Origin of the sequence: Pseudomonas nitroreducens, from assembly GCF_010994165.1 — a bacterium.
GTDB classification, from domain to species: Bacteria; Pseudomonadota; Gammaproteobacteria; order Pseudomonadales; family Pseudomonadaceae; genus Pseudomonas; species Pseudomonas nitroreducens.
On sequence record NZ_WMBX01000003.1, the window covers coordinates 567980 to 585968 of the forward strand.

The window sequence follows — 17989 nt, forward strand, 5'->3', positions numbered from 1 at the left end:
GAGCATGAGCCTGATCGCTTCCGACCAATTCCGCATCGTTGTCGGCCTCGGCAAGAGCGGCATGTCCCTGGTGCGCTTCCTGGCGCGCCAGGGTGTGCCGTTTGCCGTGGCCGATACGCGCGCGAATCCGCCGGAGCTGGCGACCCTGCGCGAGCAGTACCCGCAGGTCGAGGTGCGCTGCGGCGACCTCGACGCCGATTTCCTCTGCCGTGCCCAGGAGCTCTACGTGAGCCCCGGCCTGTCGTTGCGCGTGCCTGCGCTGGTGGAGGCTGCGGCTCGCGGCGTACGCCTGTCCGGCGATGTCGACCTGTTCGCGCGTCACGCGAAGGCACCGATCGTCGCCATCACCGGTTCCAACGCCAAGAGCACCGTCACCACCCTGGTAGGCGACATGGCCAAGGCTGCCGGCAAGCGCGTCGCCGTGGGCGGTAACCTCGGCACTCCGGCGCTGGACCTGCTGGCCGATGACGTCGAGTTGTACGTGGTGGAGCTGTCCAGCTTCCAGCTGGAAACCTGCGAGCGCCTGAACGCCGAAGTCGCCACCTGCCTGAACGTCAGCGAAGACCACATGGACCGCTATGACGGCATGGCCGATTACCACCTGGCCAAGCACCGCATTTTCCGCGGTGCGAAGCAGGTCGTGGTAAACCGCGCCGACGCGCTGAGCCGCCCGCTGATCGCCGACAACGTACCGTGCTGGACTTTCGGCACCAACAAGCCGGACTTCAAGGCCTTCGGCCTGATCGAAGAAGACGGTGAGAAATGGCTGGCCTTCCAGTTCGACAAGTTGATGCCAGCCCGCGAGCTGAAGATTCGCGGCGCGCACAACCAGTCCAATGCCCTGGCCGCGCTGGCCCTGGGGCATGCCGTTGGGCTGCCGTTCGAGCCGATGCTGCAGACCCTGCGTGAATTCGCTGGCCTTGCCCACCGCTGCCAGTGGGTGCGCGAGCGCAACGGCGTTAACTACTACGACGACTCCAAGGCCACCAATGTCGGCGCCGCCCTGGCCGCCATCGAAGGCCTGGGCGCCGATATCGACGGCAAGCTGGTGCTGATCGCCGGAGGCGACGGCAAGGGCGCCGACTTCAATGACCTGCGTGGCCCCGTTGCCCAGCACTGCCGTGCTGTGGTGCTGCTGGGCCGCGATGCCGAGCTGGTGAGTGCCGCCATCGGCAATGCCGTACCCAAGGTTCGTGTGAATACCCTCGAGGAAGCCGTCGAGCACGCTGCCGACCTCGCCCTGCCGGGCGACGCCGTGCTGCTGTCGCCGGCCTGCGCGAGCCTGGACATGTTCAAGAACTACGAAGAACGCGGACGGCTGTTCGCCAAGGCCGTGGAGGACCTCGCCTGATGTTCTCCTTCCTGCGCCCGTACCCGTCCCCGCTGATCAGCCGCAACGGCATCGATATCGATTTCCCGTTGCTGGCAGGTTGCCTGGCGCTGCTCGGCCTGGGGTTGGTGATGGTCACTTCGGCATCCTCCGAAGTCGCCGCGGCGCAGTCCGGCAACCCGCTGTACTTCTCGGTCCGCCACCTGATCTACCTGGCCATCGGCTTCGTCGCCTGCGGCGTGACCATGATGGTGCCGATGGAAACCTGGCAGCGCTGGGGCTGGAAACTGCTGGCCGTGGCCTTCGTGCTGCTGGTCATGGTGATCACCCCCGGCATCGGCCGCGAGGTGAACGGCTCCATGCGCTGGATCGGCTTCGGCCTGTTCAACATCCAGCCCTCGGAGATCGCCAAGGTCTTCGTGGTGATCTTCATGGCCGGCTACCTGGTTCGCCGCCAGGAAGAAGTGCGCGAAAGCTGGCTGGGCTTCTTCAAGCCGTTCGTGGTGCTGCTGCCCATGGCTGGCCTGCTGCTGCGCGAGCCGGACTTCGGCGCCACCGTGGTGATGATGGGTGCCGCTGCCGCGATGCTGTTCCTCGGTGGCGTGGGCCTGTTCCGCTTCGGCCTGATGGTCGCGCTGGCGGTCGGTGCCGTGGTGCTGCTGATCCAGACCCAGCCCTACCGGATGGCGCGCCTGACCAACTTCACCGACCCCTGGGCCGACCAGTTCGGTGCGGGCTACCAGCTCAGCCAGGCGCTGATCGCCTTCGGCCGTGGCGGCTGGACCGGCATGGGCCTGGGCAACAGTATCCAGAAGCAGTTCTACCTGCCCGAAGCGCACACCGACTTCGTGTTCGCCGTGCTCGCCGAAGAGCTGGGCATCGTCGGCGCCATGGCCACCGTGGCCCTGTTCGTCTTCGTCAGCCTGCGCGCGCTGTACATCGGCATCTGGGCCGAGCAGTCGAAACAGTACTTCTCCGCTTACGTCGCCTACGGCCTGGCCTTCCTGTGGATCGGCCAGTTCCTGATCAACGTGGGTGTGAACGTCGGCCTGCTGCCGACCAAGGGCCTGACCCTGCCGTTCCTCAGCTATGGCGGTTCGTCCCTGGTGATCTGCTGCGCCCAGCTGGGAATGCTGCTGCGCATCGAATGGGAACGCCGCACCGTGATGGGCAGCGAGGAATATGAATTCAGCGAAGAGGACTTTGCCGATGAAAGGTAACGTCCTGATCATGGCGGGTGGCACCGGCGGACATGTGTTCCCGGCCCTGGCCTGCGCCCGTGAATTCCAGGCGCGCGGTTACAGCGTGCACTGGCTGGGCACTCCGCGCGGCATCGAGAACGACCTGGTACCCAAGGCCGGCCTGCCGCTGCACCTGATCAACGTCAGCGGCTTGCGTGGCAAGGGCCTGAAGTCGCTGCTGCGCGCGCCGTTCGACCTGCTCAAGTCGCTGTTCCAGGCTATCGGCGTGGTTCGCCAGCTCAAGCCGGTGTGCGTGCTCGGCCTGGGTGGCTACGTCACTGGTCCGGGCGGGCTGGCCGCCAAGCTGTCCGGCGTGCCGCTGGTGATCCATGAACAGAATGCCGTCGCCGGCACCGCCAACCGCAGCCTCGCGCCGCTGGCCAAGCGCGTCTGCGAAGCCTTCCCGGATACCTTCGACAGCAGCGCCAAGCGCCTGACCACCGGCAACCCGGTGCGCGCTGAATTGTTCCTGGAAGAGGGCGCCCGCGCACCGCTGGCCGGTCGTCGGGTCAACCTGCTGGTGCTGGGCGGCAGCCTGGGCGCCGAGCCGCTGAACAAGCTGTTGCCTGAAGCGCTGGCGCAGGTGCAGGCACAGATTCGCCCGGCCATTCGCCATCAGGCCGGTCGTCAGCACGACGAAATCACGGCGGAGCGTTATCGCGCCGCGGGTGTCGAAGCGGACGTAGCTCCGTTCATCGCCGACATGGCCGCGGCCTACGCCTGGGCCGATCTGGTCATCTGCCGCGCCGGTGCACTGACCGTGAGCGAGCTGACCGCCGCGGGCCTGCCGTCCTTCCTGGTGCCGCTGCCCCACGCGATCGACGACCACCAGACCAAGAACGCCGAATTCCTGGTGCGGGAGGGCGCTGCCCACCTGCTGCCGCAGAAATCTACCAGCGCTGCCGAACTGGCCGCGCAGTTGTCCGAGGTATTGATGCATCCCGATTCCCTGACCCGCATGGCCGCTCGCGCCCGCAGCTTGGCCAAGCCCGAGGCTACCCGCACGGTAGTCGATGCCTGCCTGGAGGTGGCCCGTGGTTAAAGAACCCACCGGCGTCACCCGTACCATGCGGCGCATCCGTCGCATCCACTTCGTCGGCATCGGCGGCGTGGGCATGTGCGGTATCGCGGAGGTGCTGCTCAACCTCGGCTACGAAGTCTCCGGCTCGGACCTCAAGGCTTCTCCGGTCACCGAGCGCCTGGAAAAGTTCGGCGCGGAAATCTTCATCGGTCACCGCGCGGAAAACTCCGACGGCGCTGATGTGCTGGTGGTGTCCAGCGCAGTGAACAAGTCGAACCCGGAAGTTGCCGCCGCGCTGGATCGCCGCGTGCCGGTGGTGCCGCGCGCCGAGATGCTCGCCGAGCTGATGCGCTACCGCCACGGCATCGCCGTCGCCGGTACCCATGGCAAGACCACCACCACCAGCCTGATCGCCTCGGTATTCGCCGCCGGCGGCCTGGACCCGACCTTCGTCATCGGCGGCCGCCTGAACGCTGCCGGCACCAATGCGCAGCTGGGCACCAGCCGCTACCTGGTGGCCGAGGCCGACGAGAGCGACGCCAGCTTCCTGCACCTGCAGCCGATGGTCTCGGTGGTCACCAATATCGACGCCGACCACATGAGCACCTACGGCGGCGACTTCAACAAACTCAAGCGCACCTTCGTCGACTTCCTGCACAACCTGCCGTTCTACGGCCTGGCCGTGGTCTGCGTGGACGACCCGGTGGTGCGTGAGATCCTGCCGCAGGTGGCGCGTCCGACCGTGACCTACGGCCTGAGCGAGGACGCGGACGTCCGCGCCATCAATATCCGCCAGGAAGGCATGCGCACCTACTTCACCGTGCTGCGCCCCGAGCGCGAGCCGCTGGACGTCTCGGTGAACATGCCCGGCCTGCACAACGTGCTGAACTCCCTGGCGACCATCGTCATCGCTACCGACGAAGGTATCTCCGACGAAGCCATCGTCCAGGGCCTGTCCGGCTTCCAGGGCGTGGGCCGGCGCTTCCAGGTCTATGGCGACCTGCAGGTGGAAGGCGGCAGCGTGATGCTGGTCGACGACTACGGCCACCACCCGCGCGAAGTCGCGGCAGTGATCAAGGCCGTGCGCGGCGGTTGGCCGGAGCGTCGCCTGGTGATGGTCTACCAGCCGCACCGCTTCAGTCGTACCCGCGATCTGTATGACGACTTCGTGCAGGTGCTCGGCGAGGCCAATGTGCTGATGCTGATGGAGGTCTACCCGGCCGGCGAAGAGCCGATCCCCGGTGCCGACAGCCGTCACCTGTGCCACAGCATCCGCCAGCGCGGCCAGCTCGATCCGATCTACCTGGAGCGCGGTGGCGACCTCGCCTCGCTGCTCAAGCCGCTGCTGCGTCCGGGCGACATCCTGCTTTGCCAAGGCGCCGGCGACATCGGCGGGCTGGCTCCGGCACTGATCAAGAATCCGATGTTCGGCGCCGCTGCTGCGGGCGCCGAGGGGAAGAAGCAATGAGTGACGCCCTCAAATCCGCCCTCGAGCCCCGCGCCTTCGGTCGCGTCGCCGTGCTGTACGGCGGCAAGAGCGCCGAGCGCGAGGTGTCGCTGAAGTCCGGCGCCATGGTGCTGCAGGCCCTGCAGGGCGCGGGCGTGGATGCCTTCGGCATCGACGTGGGCGACGATCTGCTGGAGCGACTGACCCGCGAGAAGATCGACCGCGCCTTCGTCATCCTGCACGGTCGTGGCGGTGAAGACGGGACCATGCAGGGCCTGCTGGAAATCGCCGGCATCCCCTACACCGGCAGCGGCGTGCTCGCGTCCGCCCTGGCCATGGACAAGCTGCGTACCAAGCGCGTGTGGCTGAGCCTCGGTCTGCCGACGCCTGACCACGCCGTCCTCGCCTGCGAGGAAGATTGCCGCGCGGCTGCGGCGAAACTGGGCTTCCCGCTGATCGTCAAGCCGGCCAGCGAGGGTTCGAGCATCGGCATGGCCAAGGTGAACAGCGAGCAAGAGCTGATTGCCGCCTGGGCCGGTGCCGCGAAATACGATCCGCAGGTGCTCGTCGAGCAATGGATCAGCGGCCCCGAGTTTACCGTCGCGATCTTGCGTGGCCAGGTGCTGCCGCCCATTCGCCTGGGCACCCCGCACACCTTCTACGACTACGACGCCAAGTACCTGGCCAACGATACCCAGTACCAGATTCCCTGCGGCCTGGATGCCGACAAGGAACAGGAACTCAAGGACCTGACCGCGCGCGCCTGCGATGCCCTCGGCATCCAGGGCTGGGGTCGGACCGACGTGATGCAGGACGCCCAAGGGCGCTTCTGGCTGTTGGAAGTGAACACCGCACCGGGCATGACCGACCACAGCCTGGTGCCCATGGCCGCGCGCGCGGCCGGCCTGGATTTCCAGCAGCTGGTGCTGGCGATCCTCGCCGACAGCGTCGAGGCAAGGGGGTAAGTCATGAACGGCGCGCAGCTTCGTCACCAGAATCCCGGAATCGGCCGTGCTCCCGCACGCAAGCCGGTGCCGCGCGGCGCCAGCCGTCTGGTGGCCAAGGAGCCGCTCAGCGCTCGCATGCCCAAGCCCAGCTTCGGCTTCCTGAAGGTGCTGCTGTGGCCGCTGGTGCTGGGCGTGCTCGGCGCTGGTGCCTACTACGGCGCGCAGTACGTGCTGCCTTATGCAGACCGTCCGATCGCCAAGGTCAGCGTGGAAGGCGACCTCAGCTACATCAGCCAGGCGGCAGTGCAGCAGCGGATCAGCCCCTACGTGTCGGCCAGCTTCTTCACCATCGACCTGGCCGGCATGCGCCAGGAGCTGGAACAGATGCCCTGGATCGCTCATGCCGAGGTGCGCCGTGTATGGCCTGATCAGGTGGTTATCCGCCTGGACGAACAATTGCCCATCGCCCGTTGGGGTGACGAAGCCTTGCTGAACAATCAGGGTCAGGCTTTTGCACCGCGGGAAGTGGCCAACTACGAGCACCTGCCGCGCCTTTCCGGCCCGCAGCGCGCTCAGCAGCAAGTGATGCAGCAGTACCAGATTCTCAGCCAGATGCTCCGCCCGCTGGGCTTCACTATCGCCAGCCTGGACATGAGTTCGCGCGGCGCCTGGACGCTGGGCACCGCGCAAGGCGTGGAGATCATGCTGGGCCGCGACCACGCGGTAGAACAGATTCGCCGGCTCGTGACCATCTACGACAAGGCGCTGAAAGAACAGATTACGAAAATTGCCCGCATCGACATGCGCTACCCCAACGGCCTGGCCGTGGCATGGCGTGATCCGGTGCCGGAAGCGACGGTGGCTCAGACCACCGCCGCGCAGTGAGTTGAGGAGACTTCTATAAACATGGCAAGCGTGCAGAGCGGCAAAATGGTCGTTGGCCTGGACATCGGCACCTCCAAGGTGGTGGCGCTGGTGGGCGAGGTAGCGGCTGATGGCAAGCTGGAAATCGTTGGCATCGGGACGCACCCGTCCCGTGGCCTGAAAAAAGGCGTGGTGGTCAACATCGAGTCCACCGTGCAATCGATCCAGCGCGCCATCGATGAAGCCCAGCAGATGGCGGGCTGCCGTATCCACTCGGCCTTCGTCGGCATCGCCGGCAACCATATCCGCAGCCTGAACTCCCACGGCATCGTGGCGATTCGAGATCGCGAAGTCAGCGGCGCGGACATCGAGCGCGTGCTGGACGCGGCCCAGGCCGTGGCCATCCCGGCCGACCAGCGTGTGCTGCACACCCTGGCCCAGGACTACGTGATCGATAACCAGGAAGGCGTGCGCGAGCCGCTGGGCATGTCCGGCGTGCGCCTGGAAGCCAAGGTGCACGTGGTGACCTGCGCGGTGAACGCTGCGCAGAACATCGAGAAGTGCGTGCGCCGCTGCGGCCTGGAAGTCGACGACATCATCCTCGAGCAACTGGCGTCGGCCTACTCCGTGCTCACCGAGGACGAGAAGGAACTGGGCGTTTGCCTGGTGGACATCGGCGGCGGCACCACCGACATCGCGATCTTCACCGAAGGCGCCATCCGCCACACGGCTGTCATCCCGATCGCCGGCGATCAGGTCACCAACGATATCGCCATGGCGCTGCGCACCCCGACTCAGTACGCTGAGGAAATCAAGATTCGCTACGCCTGCGCGCTGGCCAAATTGGCCGGTCCGGGCGAAACCATCAAGGTACCCAGCGTCGGTGATCGTCCGCCGCGGGAACTGTCGCGCCAGGCGCTTGCCGAAGTGGTCGAGCCTCGTTACGACGAGCTGTTCACCCTGGTCCAGGCCGAGCTGCGCCGCAGCGGTTACGAAGACCTGATTCCAGCCGGAATCGTCATGACCGGCGGCACCGCCAAGATGGAAGGCGCTGTCGAACTGGCCGAAGAGATCTTCCACATGCCGGTACGCCTGGGCGTACCGCATAGCGTCAAGGGACTGGCCGACGTCGTGCGCAATCCCATCTATTCCACGGGTGTGGGGCTGCTCCTGTACGGACTGCAGAAACAGTCCGACGGCATCTCCATGTCCGGCAGCAGTTTCAGCAGTGACGAACCCAAGACACCGGTACTGGAAAAGCTTAAACGCTGGGTCCAGGGCAATTTCTGATTTACCACCGCGGTAAACGTAGGCGACACAACTAGAAAGGAAGGAGAGGGGAAATGTTTGAACTGGTAGATAACGTCCCGCAAACAGCAGTCATCAAGGTGATCGGCGTAGGTGGTGGTGGCGGCAACGCCGTGAACCACATGGCCAAGAACAACGTTGATGGCGTCGAATTCATTTGCGCCAACACCGATGCGCAGGCGCTGAAGAACATCGCCGCGCGCACCGTGCTGCAGCTCGGCCCAGGCGTGACCAAGGGCCTGGGCGCTGGCGCCAACCCTGAAGTAGGCCGCCAGGCCGCCATCGAGGACCGCGAGCGTATCGCCGAGGTTCTGGAAGGCGCCGACATGGTCTTCATCACCACCGGCATGGGTGGCGGTACCGGTACCGGTGCTGCGCCGATCATCGCCGAAGTGGCCAAGGAGATGGGCATCCTCACCGTTGCGGTGGTGACCCGTCCGTTCCCGTTCGAGGGTCGCAAGCGCATGCAGATCGCCGATGAAGGCATCCGCTCGCTGGCTGAAAGCGTCGACTCGCTGATCACCATCCCGAACGAAAAACTGCTGACCATCCTGGGCAAGGACGCGAGCCTGCTGGCCGCCTTTGCCAAGGCTGACGATGTTCTGGCCGGTGCCGTTCGCGGTATCTCCGACATCATCAAGCGCCCGGGCATGATCAACGTCGACTTCGCCGACGTGAAAACCGTCATGAGCGAAATGGGCATGGCCATGATGGGCACCGGCTGCGCCAGCGGCCCGAACCGTGCTCGTGAGGCGACCGAAGCCGCGATCCGCAACCCGCTGCTGGAAGACGTCAACCTGCAGGGCGCCCGCGGCATCCTGGTGAACATCACCGCAGGTCCGGACCTGTCCCTGGGCGAGTACTCCGACGTGGGTAACATCATCGAGCAGTTCGCTTCCGAGCACGCCACCGTGAAGGTGGGCACCGTGATCGACCCGGACATGCGCGACGAGCTGCACGTCACCGTCGTTGCCACCGGCCTGGGCGCTCGCCTGGAAAAACCGGTCAAGGTCGTCGACAACACCGTCCAGACCCAGGCCGTCAGCGCCCAGGCTCCGGTTCAGCGTGAGCAGCAGTCGGTGAACTACCGCGACCTGGACCGCCCGACCGTCATGCGCAATCAGAACCACGGCGGCGCTGCCACCGCGGCCAAGCTGAACCCGCAGGACGATCTGGACTACCTGGACATCCCGGCCTTCCTGCGTCGCCAGGCCGATTGAGTCGATTTATCAGGAGTATCAATGTGATTGGTGTTCAGCAAAGGGCGGTTCTGCTATCATCGCCGCCCATTGTTGACAACAGTTCGCAACTTGCGCGAAAGCGGCCAAAGCCATGATCAGACAACGCACCTTGAAGAACATCATCCGGGCGACCGGTGTCGGCCTGCACTCCGGGGAGAAGGTTTACCTGACCCTGAAGCCGGCTCCCGTCGATACTGGCATCGTGTTCTGCCGGGCTGACCTCGACCCTGTGGTGGAAATTCCTGCCCGGGCCTCGAACGTCGGCGAAACCACCATGTCGACCACCCTGATCAAGGGTGACGTCAAAGTGGATACCGTGGAGCATCTGCTTTCGGCCATGGCCGGCCTGGGTATCGACAACGCCTATGTCGAGCTGTCCGCGTCGGAAGTACCGATCATGGACGGCAGCGCAGGTCCCTTCGTATTCCTGATCCAGTCCGCTGGCCTGCAAGAGCAGGACGCGGCCAAGAAGTTCATCCGCATCAAGCGCGAAGTGACGGTGGAAGAGGGCGACAAGCGCGCCACCTTCGTTCCGTTCGACGGCTTCAAGGTGAGCTTCGAGATCGATTTCGATCACCCGGTCTTCCGTGGTCGCACCCAGAAAGCCGTGGTGGATTTCTCCAGCACTTCCTTCGTGAAGGAAGTCAGCCGCGCCCGTACCTTCGGGTTCATGCGCGACATCGAGATGCTGCGTTCGCAGAACCTGGCTCTGGGTGGCAGCGTGGAGAACGCCATCGTGGTCGACGAGTATCGAGTGCTCAACGAAGACGGTCTTCGTTACGAGGACGAGTTCGTCAAGCACAAGATCCTGGACGCCATTGGTGACCTGTACCTGCTGGGTAACAGCCTTATCGGCGAGTTCATCGGCTACAAGTCCGGTCACGCCCTGAACAACCGTCTCCTGCGTACCCTCATCGCAGACAAGGATGCTTGGGAAGTGGTGACCTTCGAGGACGCCAAGACCGCGCCGATCTCCTATATGCGACCCGCTGCGGCCGTATAAGGAACCTCCTCCTTTCAGCTACAACTTTTAAAGGCCACCCTTGGGTGGCCTTTTTTTATGCCCCGCTGTTTACTCTTCGCCCGGTTCCGGTGGTTTGCGGCTACGGCTGGCGAGCCGCTCGAGCGCGGCCTTGAGTTGCGGATTGCTGATGCCTTCGGCCGCTTCGTGCAGGGTGGCAGAGGCGGACTCGCTGATGCGGTTGGTGTTCACCCGGGTCGGCGTCTGGGTCGTCGGCTGCACTTTGAACAGAATGCGCACCAGGCCCCTGAATTCCTCGAACGCGGCCAGTTGCCGCAGCAGGCGGTTCTGCTGGTAGCGCAGGCGCGTAGCCCAGTGACCATCGGTGACCACTAATAGCAGGCTGCCTTCACGCCAGGAGGCGACGCGGCAATAGGGGCGTGCGGCGGGTTGCAATTGTGAGTCGAGCAGTTCCTGCAGGCGCGAGAGGCGTTGCGCCTCGGCGAACAGCGACTGCAGCGGCTTGGCTTCGCGCAGCAACTTGGTCATCGCCTTGGCGGGCAGGGGGCGGAAGGCCATGGAGAGCAACCGGGAGTGAATGAAGAAGGATGGTAACAGATGCCCCCAGGGCCAGATGCCACTGTCCGCCCTTGAAGTTGCCTGTCTGCGTCACCATATCACTCACTCGGACTCAAAGTTGTCCGCCCATGCATTGCCCCGAGGCTCGCAGAATGCGAAGCTTCGGAGGATGACTTCGGCACTTTTTTCCCGGAAGTTTCCGGGTAGAATGCCCGCTTCATTGCCGTTCCGCGCCGCGGCCAGCCAGTCGGGCAGCCCTCCAATTCTCCAGTTCGGATGACCCAGTCGATATGTTTGCGCCTTTGTTGAAAAAACTCTTTGGAAGCAAGAACGAGCGCGAAGTGAAGCGCATGGCCAAGCAGGTCCAGGCCATCAATGCACTCGAGCCCCAGATGGTCCCGCTTTCCGATGAGCAACTGAAGGCCAAGACCGAAGAGTTCAAGGCACGCGTCGCCAAGGGCGAGACCCTCGACCAGATCCTTCCAGAGGCTTTCGCCGTCGCCCGCGAGGCCGGCAAGCGCGTGATGGGCATGCGTCACTTCGATGTCCAGCTGATCGGCGGCATGACCCTGCACGAAGGCAAGATCGCCGAGATGCGTACCGGTGAGGGCAAGACCCTCGTCGGTACCCTGGCTGTCTACCTGAACGCCCTGTCCGGCAAAGGCGTGCACGTGGTCACCGTGAACGACTACCTGGCCCGCCGCGACGCCAACTGGATGCGCCCGCTGTATGAGTTCCTCGGTCTTTCCGTCGGCATCGTCAGCCCGTTCCAGCCGCCGGAGGAGAAGCGTGCCGCGTATGCCTCCGACATTACCTACGGCACCAACAACGAATTCGGCTTCGATTACCTGCGCGACAACATGGCGTTCAGCCTGGAAGACAAGTTCCAGCGTGAGCTGAACTTCGCCGTGGTCGACGAAGTGGACTCCATCCTCATCGACGAGGCGCGGACTCCGCTGATCATCTCCGGCCAGGCCGAAGACAGCTCCGAGCTGTACATCAAGATCAACAAGCTGATCCCGCGCCTGAAGCGCCACATCGAGGAAGTTGAAGGCCAGGTGACCCAGCAGGGCCACTACAGCATCGACGAGAAGACCCGTCAGGTCGAACTCAACGAGCAGGGCCATGCCTACGTCGAGGAACTGCTGACCCAGAATGGCCTGCTGGCCGAGGGTGAGAGCCTCTACTCCGCTCACAACCTCAGCCTGCTGACCCACGTCTACGCCGCGCTGCGCGCCCACACCCTGTTCCACCGCAACGTGGAATACATCGTCCAGGGCGACCAGGTCCTGCTGATCGACGAGCACACCGGCCGTACCATGCCGGGCCGTCGCCTCTCCGAGGGCCTGCACCAGGCCATCGAGGCGAAGGAAAACCTGCCGATCCAGGCCGAGAGCCAGACCCTGGCCTCGACCACCTTCCAGAACTACTTCCGCCTCTACACCAAGCTGGCCGGCATGACCGGTACCGCCGACACCGAGGCCTTCGAATTCCGCCAGACCTACGGCCTGGACGTGGTGGTGATCCCGACCCACCGCCCGGTCGCCCGTAAGGACTTCAACGACCTGGTCTACCTGACCCAGGACGAGAAGTACGCCGCCATCATCACCGACGTGCAGCAGTGCCAGGCTCTGGGCCGTCCGATCCTCGTGGGTACCGCCTCGGTCGAGACCTCCGAGTACGTCTCGCAGCTGCTGCAGAACGCCGGCATCGAGCACAAGGTACTGAACGCCAAGTACCACGAGAAGGAAGCCGAGATCATCGCCCAGGCCGGTCGTCCGGGCTCGGTCACCATCGCCACCAACATGGCCGGTCGGGGTACCGACATCCTGCTGGGCGGCAACTGGGAAGTGGAAGTCGCCGCGCTGGAAAACCCCACCGATGAGCAGGTCGCGCAGATCAAGGCCGACTGGCAGAAGCGTCACCAGCAGGTCATCGAGTCGGGCGGCCTGCATGTGATCGCCTCCGAGCGCCACGAGTCCCGCCGTATCGACAACCAGTTGCGCGGTCGTGCCGGTCGTCAGGGTGACCCGGGTTCCAGCCGTTTCTACCTGTCGCTGGAAGACCACCTGATGCGCATCTTCGCCTCCGACCGGGTGAAGAACTTCATGAAGGCGCTCGGCATGCAGCCGGGCGAGGCGATCGAGCACCGCATGGTGACCAACGCCATCGAAAAGGCCCAGCGCAAGGTCGAAGGCCGCAACTTCGATATCCGCAAGCAACTGCTGGAGTTCGACGACGTCGCCAACGAGCAGCGCAAGGTGATCTACCACATGCGCAACACCCTGCTTGCGGCCGACAACATCGGCGAGACCATCGTCGAGTTCCGCGAAGAGACCCTGAACAACACCGTCAGCGAGCACATTCCGCCGCAGTCGCTGCCCGAACAGTGGGACGTCGCCGGTCTGGAAGCCGCGCTGTACAGCGATTTCGGTCTGAAGCTGCCGATCCAGCAGTGGCTGGACGACGACGAGAAGCTCTACGAGGAAACCCTGCGCGAGAAGATCCTCACCGAGCTGGTCGCGGCCTACAACGAGAAGGAAGACATGGCGGGCGCCGAAGCCCTGCGTACCTTCGAGAAGCAGATGCTGCTGCGCGTGCTGGACGACCTGTGGAAGGACCACCTGTCCACCATGGATCACCTGCGCCACGGTATCCACCTGCGTGGTTACGCGCAGAAGAACCCGAAGCAGGAATACAAGCGCGAGTCCTTCAACCTGTTCCAGGAACTGCTGAACTCCATCAAGCGCGACACCATCCGCGTGCTGTCCTTCGTCCAGGTTCGCCGCGAAGACCCGGCCGAAGAAGAAGCCCGCCTGCGCCGCGAAGCCGAGGAAATGGCCAAGCGCATGCAGTTCCAGCACGCCGCTGCGCCGTCCATGGACCAGGTCACCGACGAGCCGGAAGAAGAAGGCGAAGTACCGTCTGACAACGTGGTGCCGATGGAGCCCATCCGCAACGAACCGAAGATCGGCCGCAACGAGCCGTGCCCCTGCGGTTCGGGCAAGAAGTACAAGCACTGCCACGGTCAGGTGGAATAACGCCTCCCGACCCTGATACCGACGCCGCGACCGGCCCTGCCGCTCGCGGCGTTTTTCTCATCTGAATCGCTGATTCGTTTCACTGACTAGATTCACTGACTAGATAGGAGCGCGCCACATGGCTGTTGGTCTCGGCCCCATGTCCACCCTGCACCCGGTCCCCGGTTTCGAACTCGGCATCGCCTCCGCCGGCATCAAGCGACCCGGCCGCAAGGACATCGTGGTGATGCGCTGCGCCGAAGGCTCCACCGTGGCCGGTGTGTTCACCACCAACGCCTTCTGCGCCGCTCCGGTGATCCTGGCGCGCAAGCGCTTCCTGGGGCCGGTGCGCTACCTGCTGACCAATACCGGTAACGCCAACGCCGGCACCGGCGAGTCGGGCCTGGCCAACGCCATCCGTACCTGCGCCAAGCTGGCCGAGCTGGCCGGTGTTGCGGAAAACGCCGTGCTGCCATACTCCACCGGTGTGATCGGCGAGCCGCTGCCGGTCGAGAAGATCGAAGCCGCGCTGCCCGCCGCGCTGGCCAACCTTTCCGGGGACAACTGGGCCGACGCTGCCGCTGGCATCATGACCACCGACACCCTGCCCAAGGGCGCCAGCCGCCAGTTCGAGCATGACGGCGTGACCATCACCGTCACCGGCATCAGCAAGGGCGCGGGCATGATCAAGCCGAACATGGCCACCATGCTTGGCTACATCGCCACTGATGCCAAGGTCGCCCAGGCTGTGCTGCAGGATCTGTTGCGCGATGCAGCGAACAAATCGTTCAACCGTATCACCATCGATGGCGACACCTCGACCAACGACTGCTGCATGCTGGTCGCCACCGGCCAGGCCGCGCTGCCGGAAATCACCGCTGCCACCGGCGCGTTGTTCGCCGCGCTGAAGCAGGCCGTGCTGGAAGTCTCCATGGAACTGGCCCAGGCCATCGTTCGCGACGGCGAAGGCGCCACCAAGTTCGTCACCGTGCAGGTGAATGGCGGCGCCACTCACCAGGAGTGCCTGGACGTCGGCTACGCCGTATCCCACTCGCCACTGATCAAGACCGCCCTGTTCGCCTCCGACCCGAACTGGGGTCGCATCCTCGCTGCCGTTGGCCGCGCCGGTGTGCCGGACCTGGATGTCAGCCTGATCGACGTGTACCTGGACGACGTCGCCATCGCCAGCCGCGGCGGCCGTGCTGCCAGCTACACCGAGGACCAGGGCGCGAAAGTCATGGCCCAGGAGGAGATCACCATCCGCATCGATCTCGGCCGCGGCACCTGCAGCGAGACCATCTGGACCACCGACCTGTCCCACGAGTACGTGAAGATCAACGCGGAATACCGCACCTGATCCGGCGCCGGCCCGGTGCCGGCGCGTCATTTCACTCGGATTCCCGATTTTCATGGATCGATGAAAATCGGGAATTTGTTTTCATGGCTGCCGCACTCTAAGGTCTCCTGACTGACCTTCAAGAGCATCGCGTCCATGTCCCTCACCCTGATCATCGGCAGCAAGAACGTCTCCTCCTGGTCCCTGCGCGGCTGGCTGGCCATGCAGCTCACCGGCGCCGAGTTCGAGGAAGTCCTCATTCCCCTGGGGGGCCAGGACACCGCGCGGCGCATCCGCGAGCATTCGCCCAGCGGCAAGGTGCCGGCGCTCAAGTGCGAGCACGGGCTGATCTGGGATTCCCTGTCGATTGCCGAGTACCTCGCCGAACGCTTCCCCGAAGCCCATCTCTGGCCCCGTGGTGAAGCGGCCCGCGCCCTGGCACGTACGGTCTGCGCCGAGATGCACAGCGGCTTCATGGCGCTGCGCTCGAACATGCCCATGGACATCCAGCGCAACCAGCCGCTGGCCGAAGTGCCCGAAGCGGTGGCGGCCGATATCGCCCGAATCGTCGAGCTCTGGGCGCTGTGTCGCCAGCAGTTCGGCCAGGACGGCCCGTTCCTGTTCGGCCACGCCAGCATCGCCGATGCGTTCTACGCGCCTGTCGCCACGCGCCTGCGCAGCTACTGCGTAACCCTGCCCATCGAGGCACAGAACTACGTCGACGCCATCTACGCCTGGCCGGCGTTCCGCCCGTGGCTGGACGCGGCGATGGTCGAACGCGCCTGAACCCGGCCGCCAATGACGGTAGAATGCCCGTCTGCGCGGGCCCTGCCTGAATCGGATTGAGGAGTAGCACTGTGAAACGAGTACATGTCGCCGCCGCCGTGATTCGCGGACTCGATGGCCGGGTGCTGATCGCCCGCCGTCCGGACGACAAGCACCAGGGCGGCCTCTGGGAGTTTCCCGGTGGCAAGGTGGAGGAGGGCGAAGCGGTACAGGTTGCCTTGGCCCGCGAGCTGAAGGAAGAGCTGGGCATCGACGTCGAGCAGGCGCGCCCGCTGATCCGGGTGCAGCACGACTATAGCGACAAGCACGTGCTGCTGGATGTCTGGGAAGTCTCGGCCTTCTCCGGCGCGCCCCACGGCGCCGAGGGCCAGCCGCTGGCCTGGGTTGCCCCGCGCGATCTGCCGGACTATGAGTTTCCAGCGGCCAATGAGCCCATCGTGCAGGCCGCGCGACTGCCCGATCGCTACCTGATCACCCCCGACGGCCTGGAAATTCCTCAACTGGTGCAGGGCGTGCGCGCCGCAGTGGCCAGTGGTATCCGCCTGATCCAGTTGCGCGCGCCCAACATGTACAGCCCCGAGTACCGCGACCTGGCGGTGGATGTTCAGGGCCTGTGCGCCGGCAAGGCGCAGTTGATGCTCAAGGGGCCGCTGGAGTGGTTGGGAGACTTTCCGGCGGCCGGCTGGCACCTGACCTCCGAGCAACTGCGCAAATACGCGCCCAATGGTCGCCCGTTCCCGCGTGAGCGTCTGCTCGCGGCTTCCTGCCACAGCGCCGAGGAACTGGAGCTGGCGGCGCGCATGGGGGTGGATTTCGTCACCCTGTCGCCGGTGCAGCCCACCGAGAGCCATCCGGGCGAGCCTGCGTTGGGATGGGAAGCGGCAGCGGAGCTGATCGATGGCTTCAACCAGCCGGTGTTCCTGCTCGGCGGTGTCGGCCCGCAGGATCTTGAGCGCGCCTGGCAGACCGGGGCGCAGGGCGTGGCGGGTATTCGATCGTTCTGGCCGAAGAACGAAGGCTGACAGGCATTTTGCGTGGGGCGGCGATGGGTATCGCTCCGCTCCACGCCATCCTACGATGCTCCCTGTAGGAGCAACTGGGTGCTTCAGGTGAGTCCGTACCAGCGCCTTCCCCTCACCCCAGCCCTCTCCCAGGGGGAGAGGGAGCCGCCCGTGCCGGCGAACGACAAGGTTTCATCCTGCACCGAACAGTCCCCTCTCCCCCTGGGAGAGGGTTAGGGTGAGGGCTGATCCGAGCACAGGACTATCGAGTAGGGGCGGGCCATGCCCGCGATCGCGCGCACAGCGCGCTCCTACGAGTCGACTCTCGACCGATCAGGCGGGCTTCTCAGCGGCTTGCCAGAGAATCTCTTCCACGCCCTGGCGCCGGGCTATAAAGCGCGCAGCGACGAACAGCAGGTCGGATAGCCGGTTCAGGTAGCGCAGGCCTGCGCCTTCCAGCGGCTCCTCGGCATTCAGCTGCTGGCAGCGGCGCTCGGCATTGCGCGCCTGGGCGCGGCACAGGTGGGCGAGAGCGACCAGGCGCGAACCGCCGGGCAGGATGAAGTTCTTCAGCGGCCCAAGTTCTTCATTCCAGCGGTCGATCACCGTTTCCAGGCGTTCCACTTCGGCATCGTTCAGCGCACGGTACTCCGGCATTGCCAGCTCACCGCCGAGGTCGAAGAGGCGGTGCTGGATCGGCGCCAACACCCCGATCACTTCTTCCAGCGCACTGCTGCGCGCCTCGTGCAGCCCAGCCAGCAGCAGGCCGAGGTGGCTGTTCAGCTCGTCCACGGCGCCCATGGCTTCCACGCGGGGGTGGTGCTTGGGCACGCGACGGCCATCGGCCAGGCCAGTTTCCCCGGCATCGCCGGTGCGGGTGTAGATCTTCGACAGGCGGTTGCCCATG

General features: G+C 64.9%; 15 protein-coding genes. 13 read left to right on the forward strand and 2 right to left on the reverse strand.

The features are described from left to right. Positions 1-4: 4 nt before the first annotated feature. From murD to lpxC, 9 genes are all read left to right on the forward strand, one after another. On the forward strand, positions 5-1351 hold the full coding sequence (gene murD, locus GJV37_RS15975; protein ID WP_037009771.1) for a UDP-N-acetylmuramoyl-L-alanine--D-glutamate ligase: 1347 nt from the start codon (positions 5-7) through the stop codon (positions 1349-1351). Further along, the gene (ftsW, locus tag GJV37_RS15980) at positions 1351-2550 is read left to right on the forward strand and encodes a putative lipid II flippase FtsW (RefSeq protein ID WP_017518101.1); all 1200 of its coding nucleotides are present in this window, start codon (positions 1351-1353) and stop codon (positions 2548-2550) included. Before murD ends, ftsW begins: the two co-directional genes overlap by 1 nt. After that, positions 2540-3613 (forward strand): undecaprenyldiphospho-muramoylpentapeptide beta-N-acetylglucosaminyltransferase, encoded by a 1074-nt coding sequence (gene murG, locus GJV37_RS15985; protein WP_037009769.1) that lies wholly within the window; start codon positions 2540-2542, stop codon positions 3611-3613. The genes ftsW and murG overlap by 11 nt, the downstream gene beginning before the upstream one ends. After that, on the forward strand, positions 3606-5060 hold the full coding sequence (gene murC, locus GJV37_RS15990; RefSeq protein WP_054906587.1) for a UDP-N-acetylmuramate--L-alanine ligase: 1455 nt from the start codon (positions 3606-3608) through the stop codon (positions 5058-5060). Before murG ends, murC begins: the two co-directional genes overlap by 8 nt. Then, complete coding sequence (locus tag GJV37_RS15995; protein WP_170859492.1) at positions 5057-6004, forward strand: D-alanine--D-alanine ligase; 948 nt, start codon at positions 5057-5059, stop codon at positions 6002-6004. The genes murC and GJV37_RS15995 overlap by 4 nt, the downstream gene beginning before the upstream one ends. A 3-nt stretch (positions 6005-6007) precedes the next feature. Beyond that, complete coding sequence (locus tag GJV37_RS16000) at positions 6008-6871, forward strand: cell division protein FtsQ/DivIB (protein ID WP_037009767.1); 864 nt, start codon at positions 6008-6010, stop codon at positions 6869-6871. 21 nt (positions 6872-6892) lie between these two features. Then, positions 6893-8140 (forward strand): cell division protein FtsA, encoded by a 1248-nt coding sequence (gene ftsA / locus GJV37_RS16005; RefSeq protein WP_024764065.1) that lies wholly within the window; start codon positions 6893-6895, stop codon positions 8138-8140. A gap of 53 nt (positions 8141-8193) precedes the next feature. After that, on the forward strand, positions 8194-9378 hold the full coding sequence (ftsZ, locus tag GJV37_RS16010) for a cell division protein FtsZ (RefSeq protein ID WP_024764066.1): 1185 nt from the start codon (positions 8194-8196) through the stop codon (positions 9376-9378). 112 nt (positions 9379-9490) lie between these two features. Next, the gene (lpxC, locus tag GJV37_RS16015; protein ID WP_024764067.1) at positions 9491-10402 is read left to right on the forward strand and encodes a UDP-3-O-acyl-N-acetylglucosamine deacetylase; all 912 of its coding nucleotides are present in this window, start codon (positions 9491-9493) and stop codon (positions 10400-10402) included. Positions 10403-10471: 69 nt separating this feature from the next. On the opposite strand, the gene GJV37_RS16020 is transcribed toward lpxC, so the two are convergent. Next, positions 10472-10939, reverse strand: coding sequence for a DUF721 domain-containing protein (locus tag GJV37_RS16020; protein WP_170859491.1), 468 nt, complete (start codon positions 10937-10939; stop codon positions 10472-10474). Positions 10940-11229: 290 nt separating this feature from the next. Between GJV37_RS16020 and secA the strand changes: the two genes are divergently transcribed. The 4 genes from secA (at position 11230) to GJV37_RS16040 (ending at position 17103) form a co-directional block, all read left to right on the forward strand. Then, complete coding sequence (gene secA / locus GJV37_RS16025) at positions 11230-13980, forward strand: preprotein translocase subunit SecA (protein WP_084358279.1); 2751 nt, start codon at positions 11230-11232, stop codon at positions 13978-13980. Positions 13981-14098: 118 nt separating this feature from the next. Continuing rightward, entirely contained in the window at positions 14099-15316 is a 1218-nt protein-coding gene (gene argJ / locus GJV37_RS16030; protein ID WP_170859490.1) for a bifunctional glutamate N-acetyltransferase/amino-acid acetyltransferase ArgJ, read from the forward strand. Between the two features lie 135 nt (positions 15317-15451). Then, the gene (locus GJV37_RS16035; RefSeq protein ID WP_084358280.1) at positions 15452-16081 is read left to right on the forward strand and encodes a glutathione S-transferase family protein; all 630 of its coding nucleotides are present in this window, start codon (positions 15452-15454) and stop codon (positions 16079-16081) included. Positions 16082-16152: 71 nt separating this feature from the next. Next, the gene (locus tag GJV37_RS16040; protein ID WP_193452730.1) at positions 16153-17103 is read left to right on the forward strand and encodes a Nudix family hydrolase; all 951 of its coding nucleotides are present in this window, start codon (positions 16153-16155) and stop codon (positions 17101-17103) included. Between the two features lie 312 nt (positions 17104-17415). Here the strand turns inward: GJV37_RS16040 and GJV37_RS16045 are convergent, their stop codons facing one another. After that, complete coding sequence (locus GJV37_RS16045; protein WP_037009764.1) at positions 17416-17988, reverse strand: cob(I)yrinic acid a,c-diamide adenosyltransferase; 573 nt, start codon at positions 17986-17988, stop codon at positions 17416-17418. Between the last annotated feature and the right edge of the window lies 1 nt (position 17989).

Bases quoted from the DNA above. Each gene is read 5' to 3' on its own strand.
- murD (WP_037009771.1), top strand. From the start codon at position 5: ATGAGCCTGATCGCTTCCGACCAATTCCGCATCGTTGTCGGCCTCGGC.
- ftsW (WP_017518101.1), top strand. From the start codon at position 1,351: ATGTTCTCCTTCCTGCGCCCGTACCCGTCCCCGCTGATCAGCCGCAAC.
- murG (WP_037009769.1), top strand. From the start codon at position 2,540: ATGAAAGGTAACGTCCTGATCATGGCGGGTGGCACCGGCGGACATGTG.
- GJV37_RS15995 (WP_170859492.1), top strand. From the start codon at position 5,057: ATGAGTGACGCCCTCAAATCCGCCCTCGAGCCCCGCGCCTTCGGTCGC.
- GJV37_RS16000 (WP_037009767.1), top strand. From the start codon at position 6,008: ATGAACGGCGCGCAGCTTCGTCACCAGAATCCCGGAATCGGCCGTGCT.
- ftsA (WP_024764065.1), top strand. From the start codon at position 6,893: ATGGCAAGCGTGCAGAGCGGCAAAATGGTCGTTGGCCTGGACATCGGC.
- ftsZ (WP_024764066.1), top strand. From the start codon at position 8,194: ATGTTTGAACTGGTAGATAACGTCCCGCAAACAGCAGTCATCAAGGTG.
- lpxC (WP_024764067.1), top strand. From the start codon at position 9,491: ATGATCAGACAACGCACCTTGAAGAACATCATCCGGGCGACCGGTGTC.
- GJV37_RS16020 (WP_170859491.1), bottom strand. From the start codon at position 10,939: ATGGCCTTCCGCCCCCTGCCCGCCAAGGCGATGACCAAGTTGCTGCGC.
- secA (WP_084358279.1), top strand. From the start codon at position 11,230: ATGTTTGCGCCTTTGTTGAAAAAACTCTTTGGAAGCAAGAACGAGCGC.
- argJ (WP_170859490.1), top strand. From the start codon at position 14,099: ATGGCTGTTGGTCTCGGCCCCATGTCCACCCTGCACCCGGTCCCCGGT.
- GJV37_RS16035 (WP_084358280.1), top strand. From the start codon at position 15,452: ATGTCCCTCACCCTGATCATCGGCAGCAAGAACGTCTCCTCCTGGTCC.
- GJV37_RS16045 (WP_037009764.1), bottom strand. From the start codon at position 17,988: ATGGGCAACCGCCTGTCGAAGATCTACACCCGCACCGGCGATGCCGGG.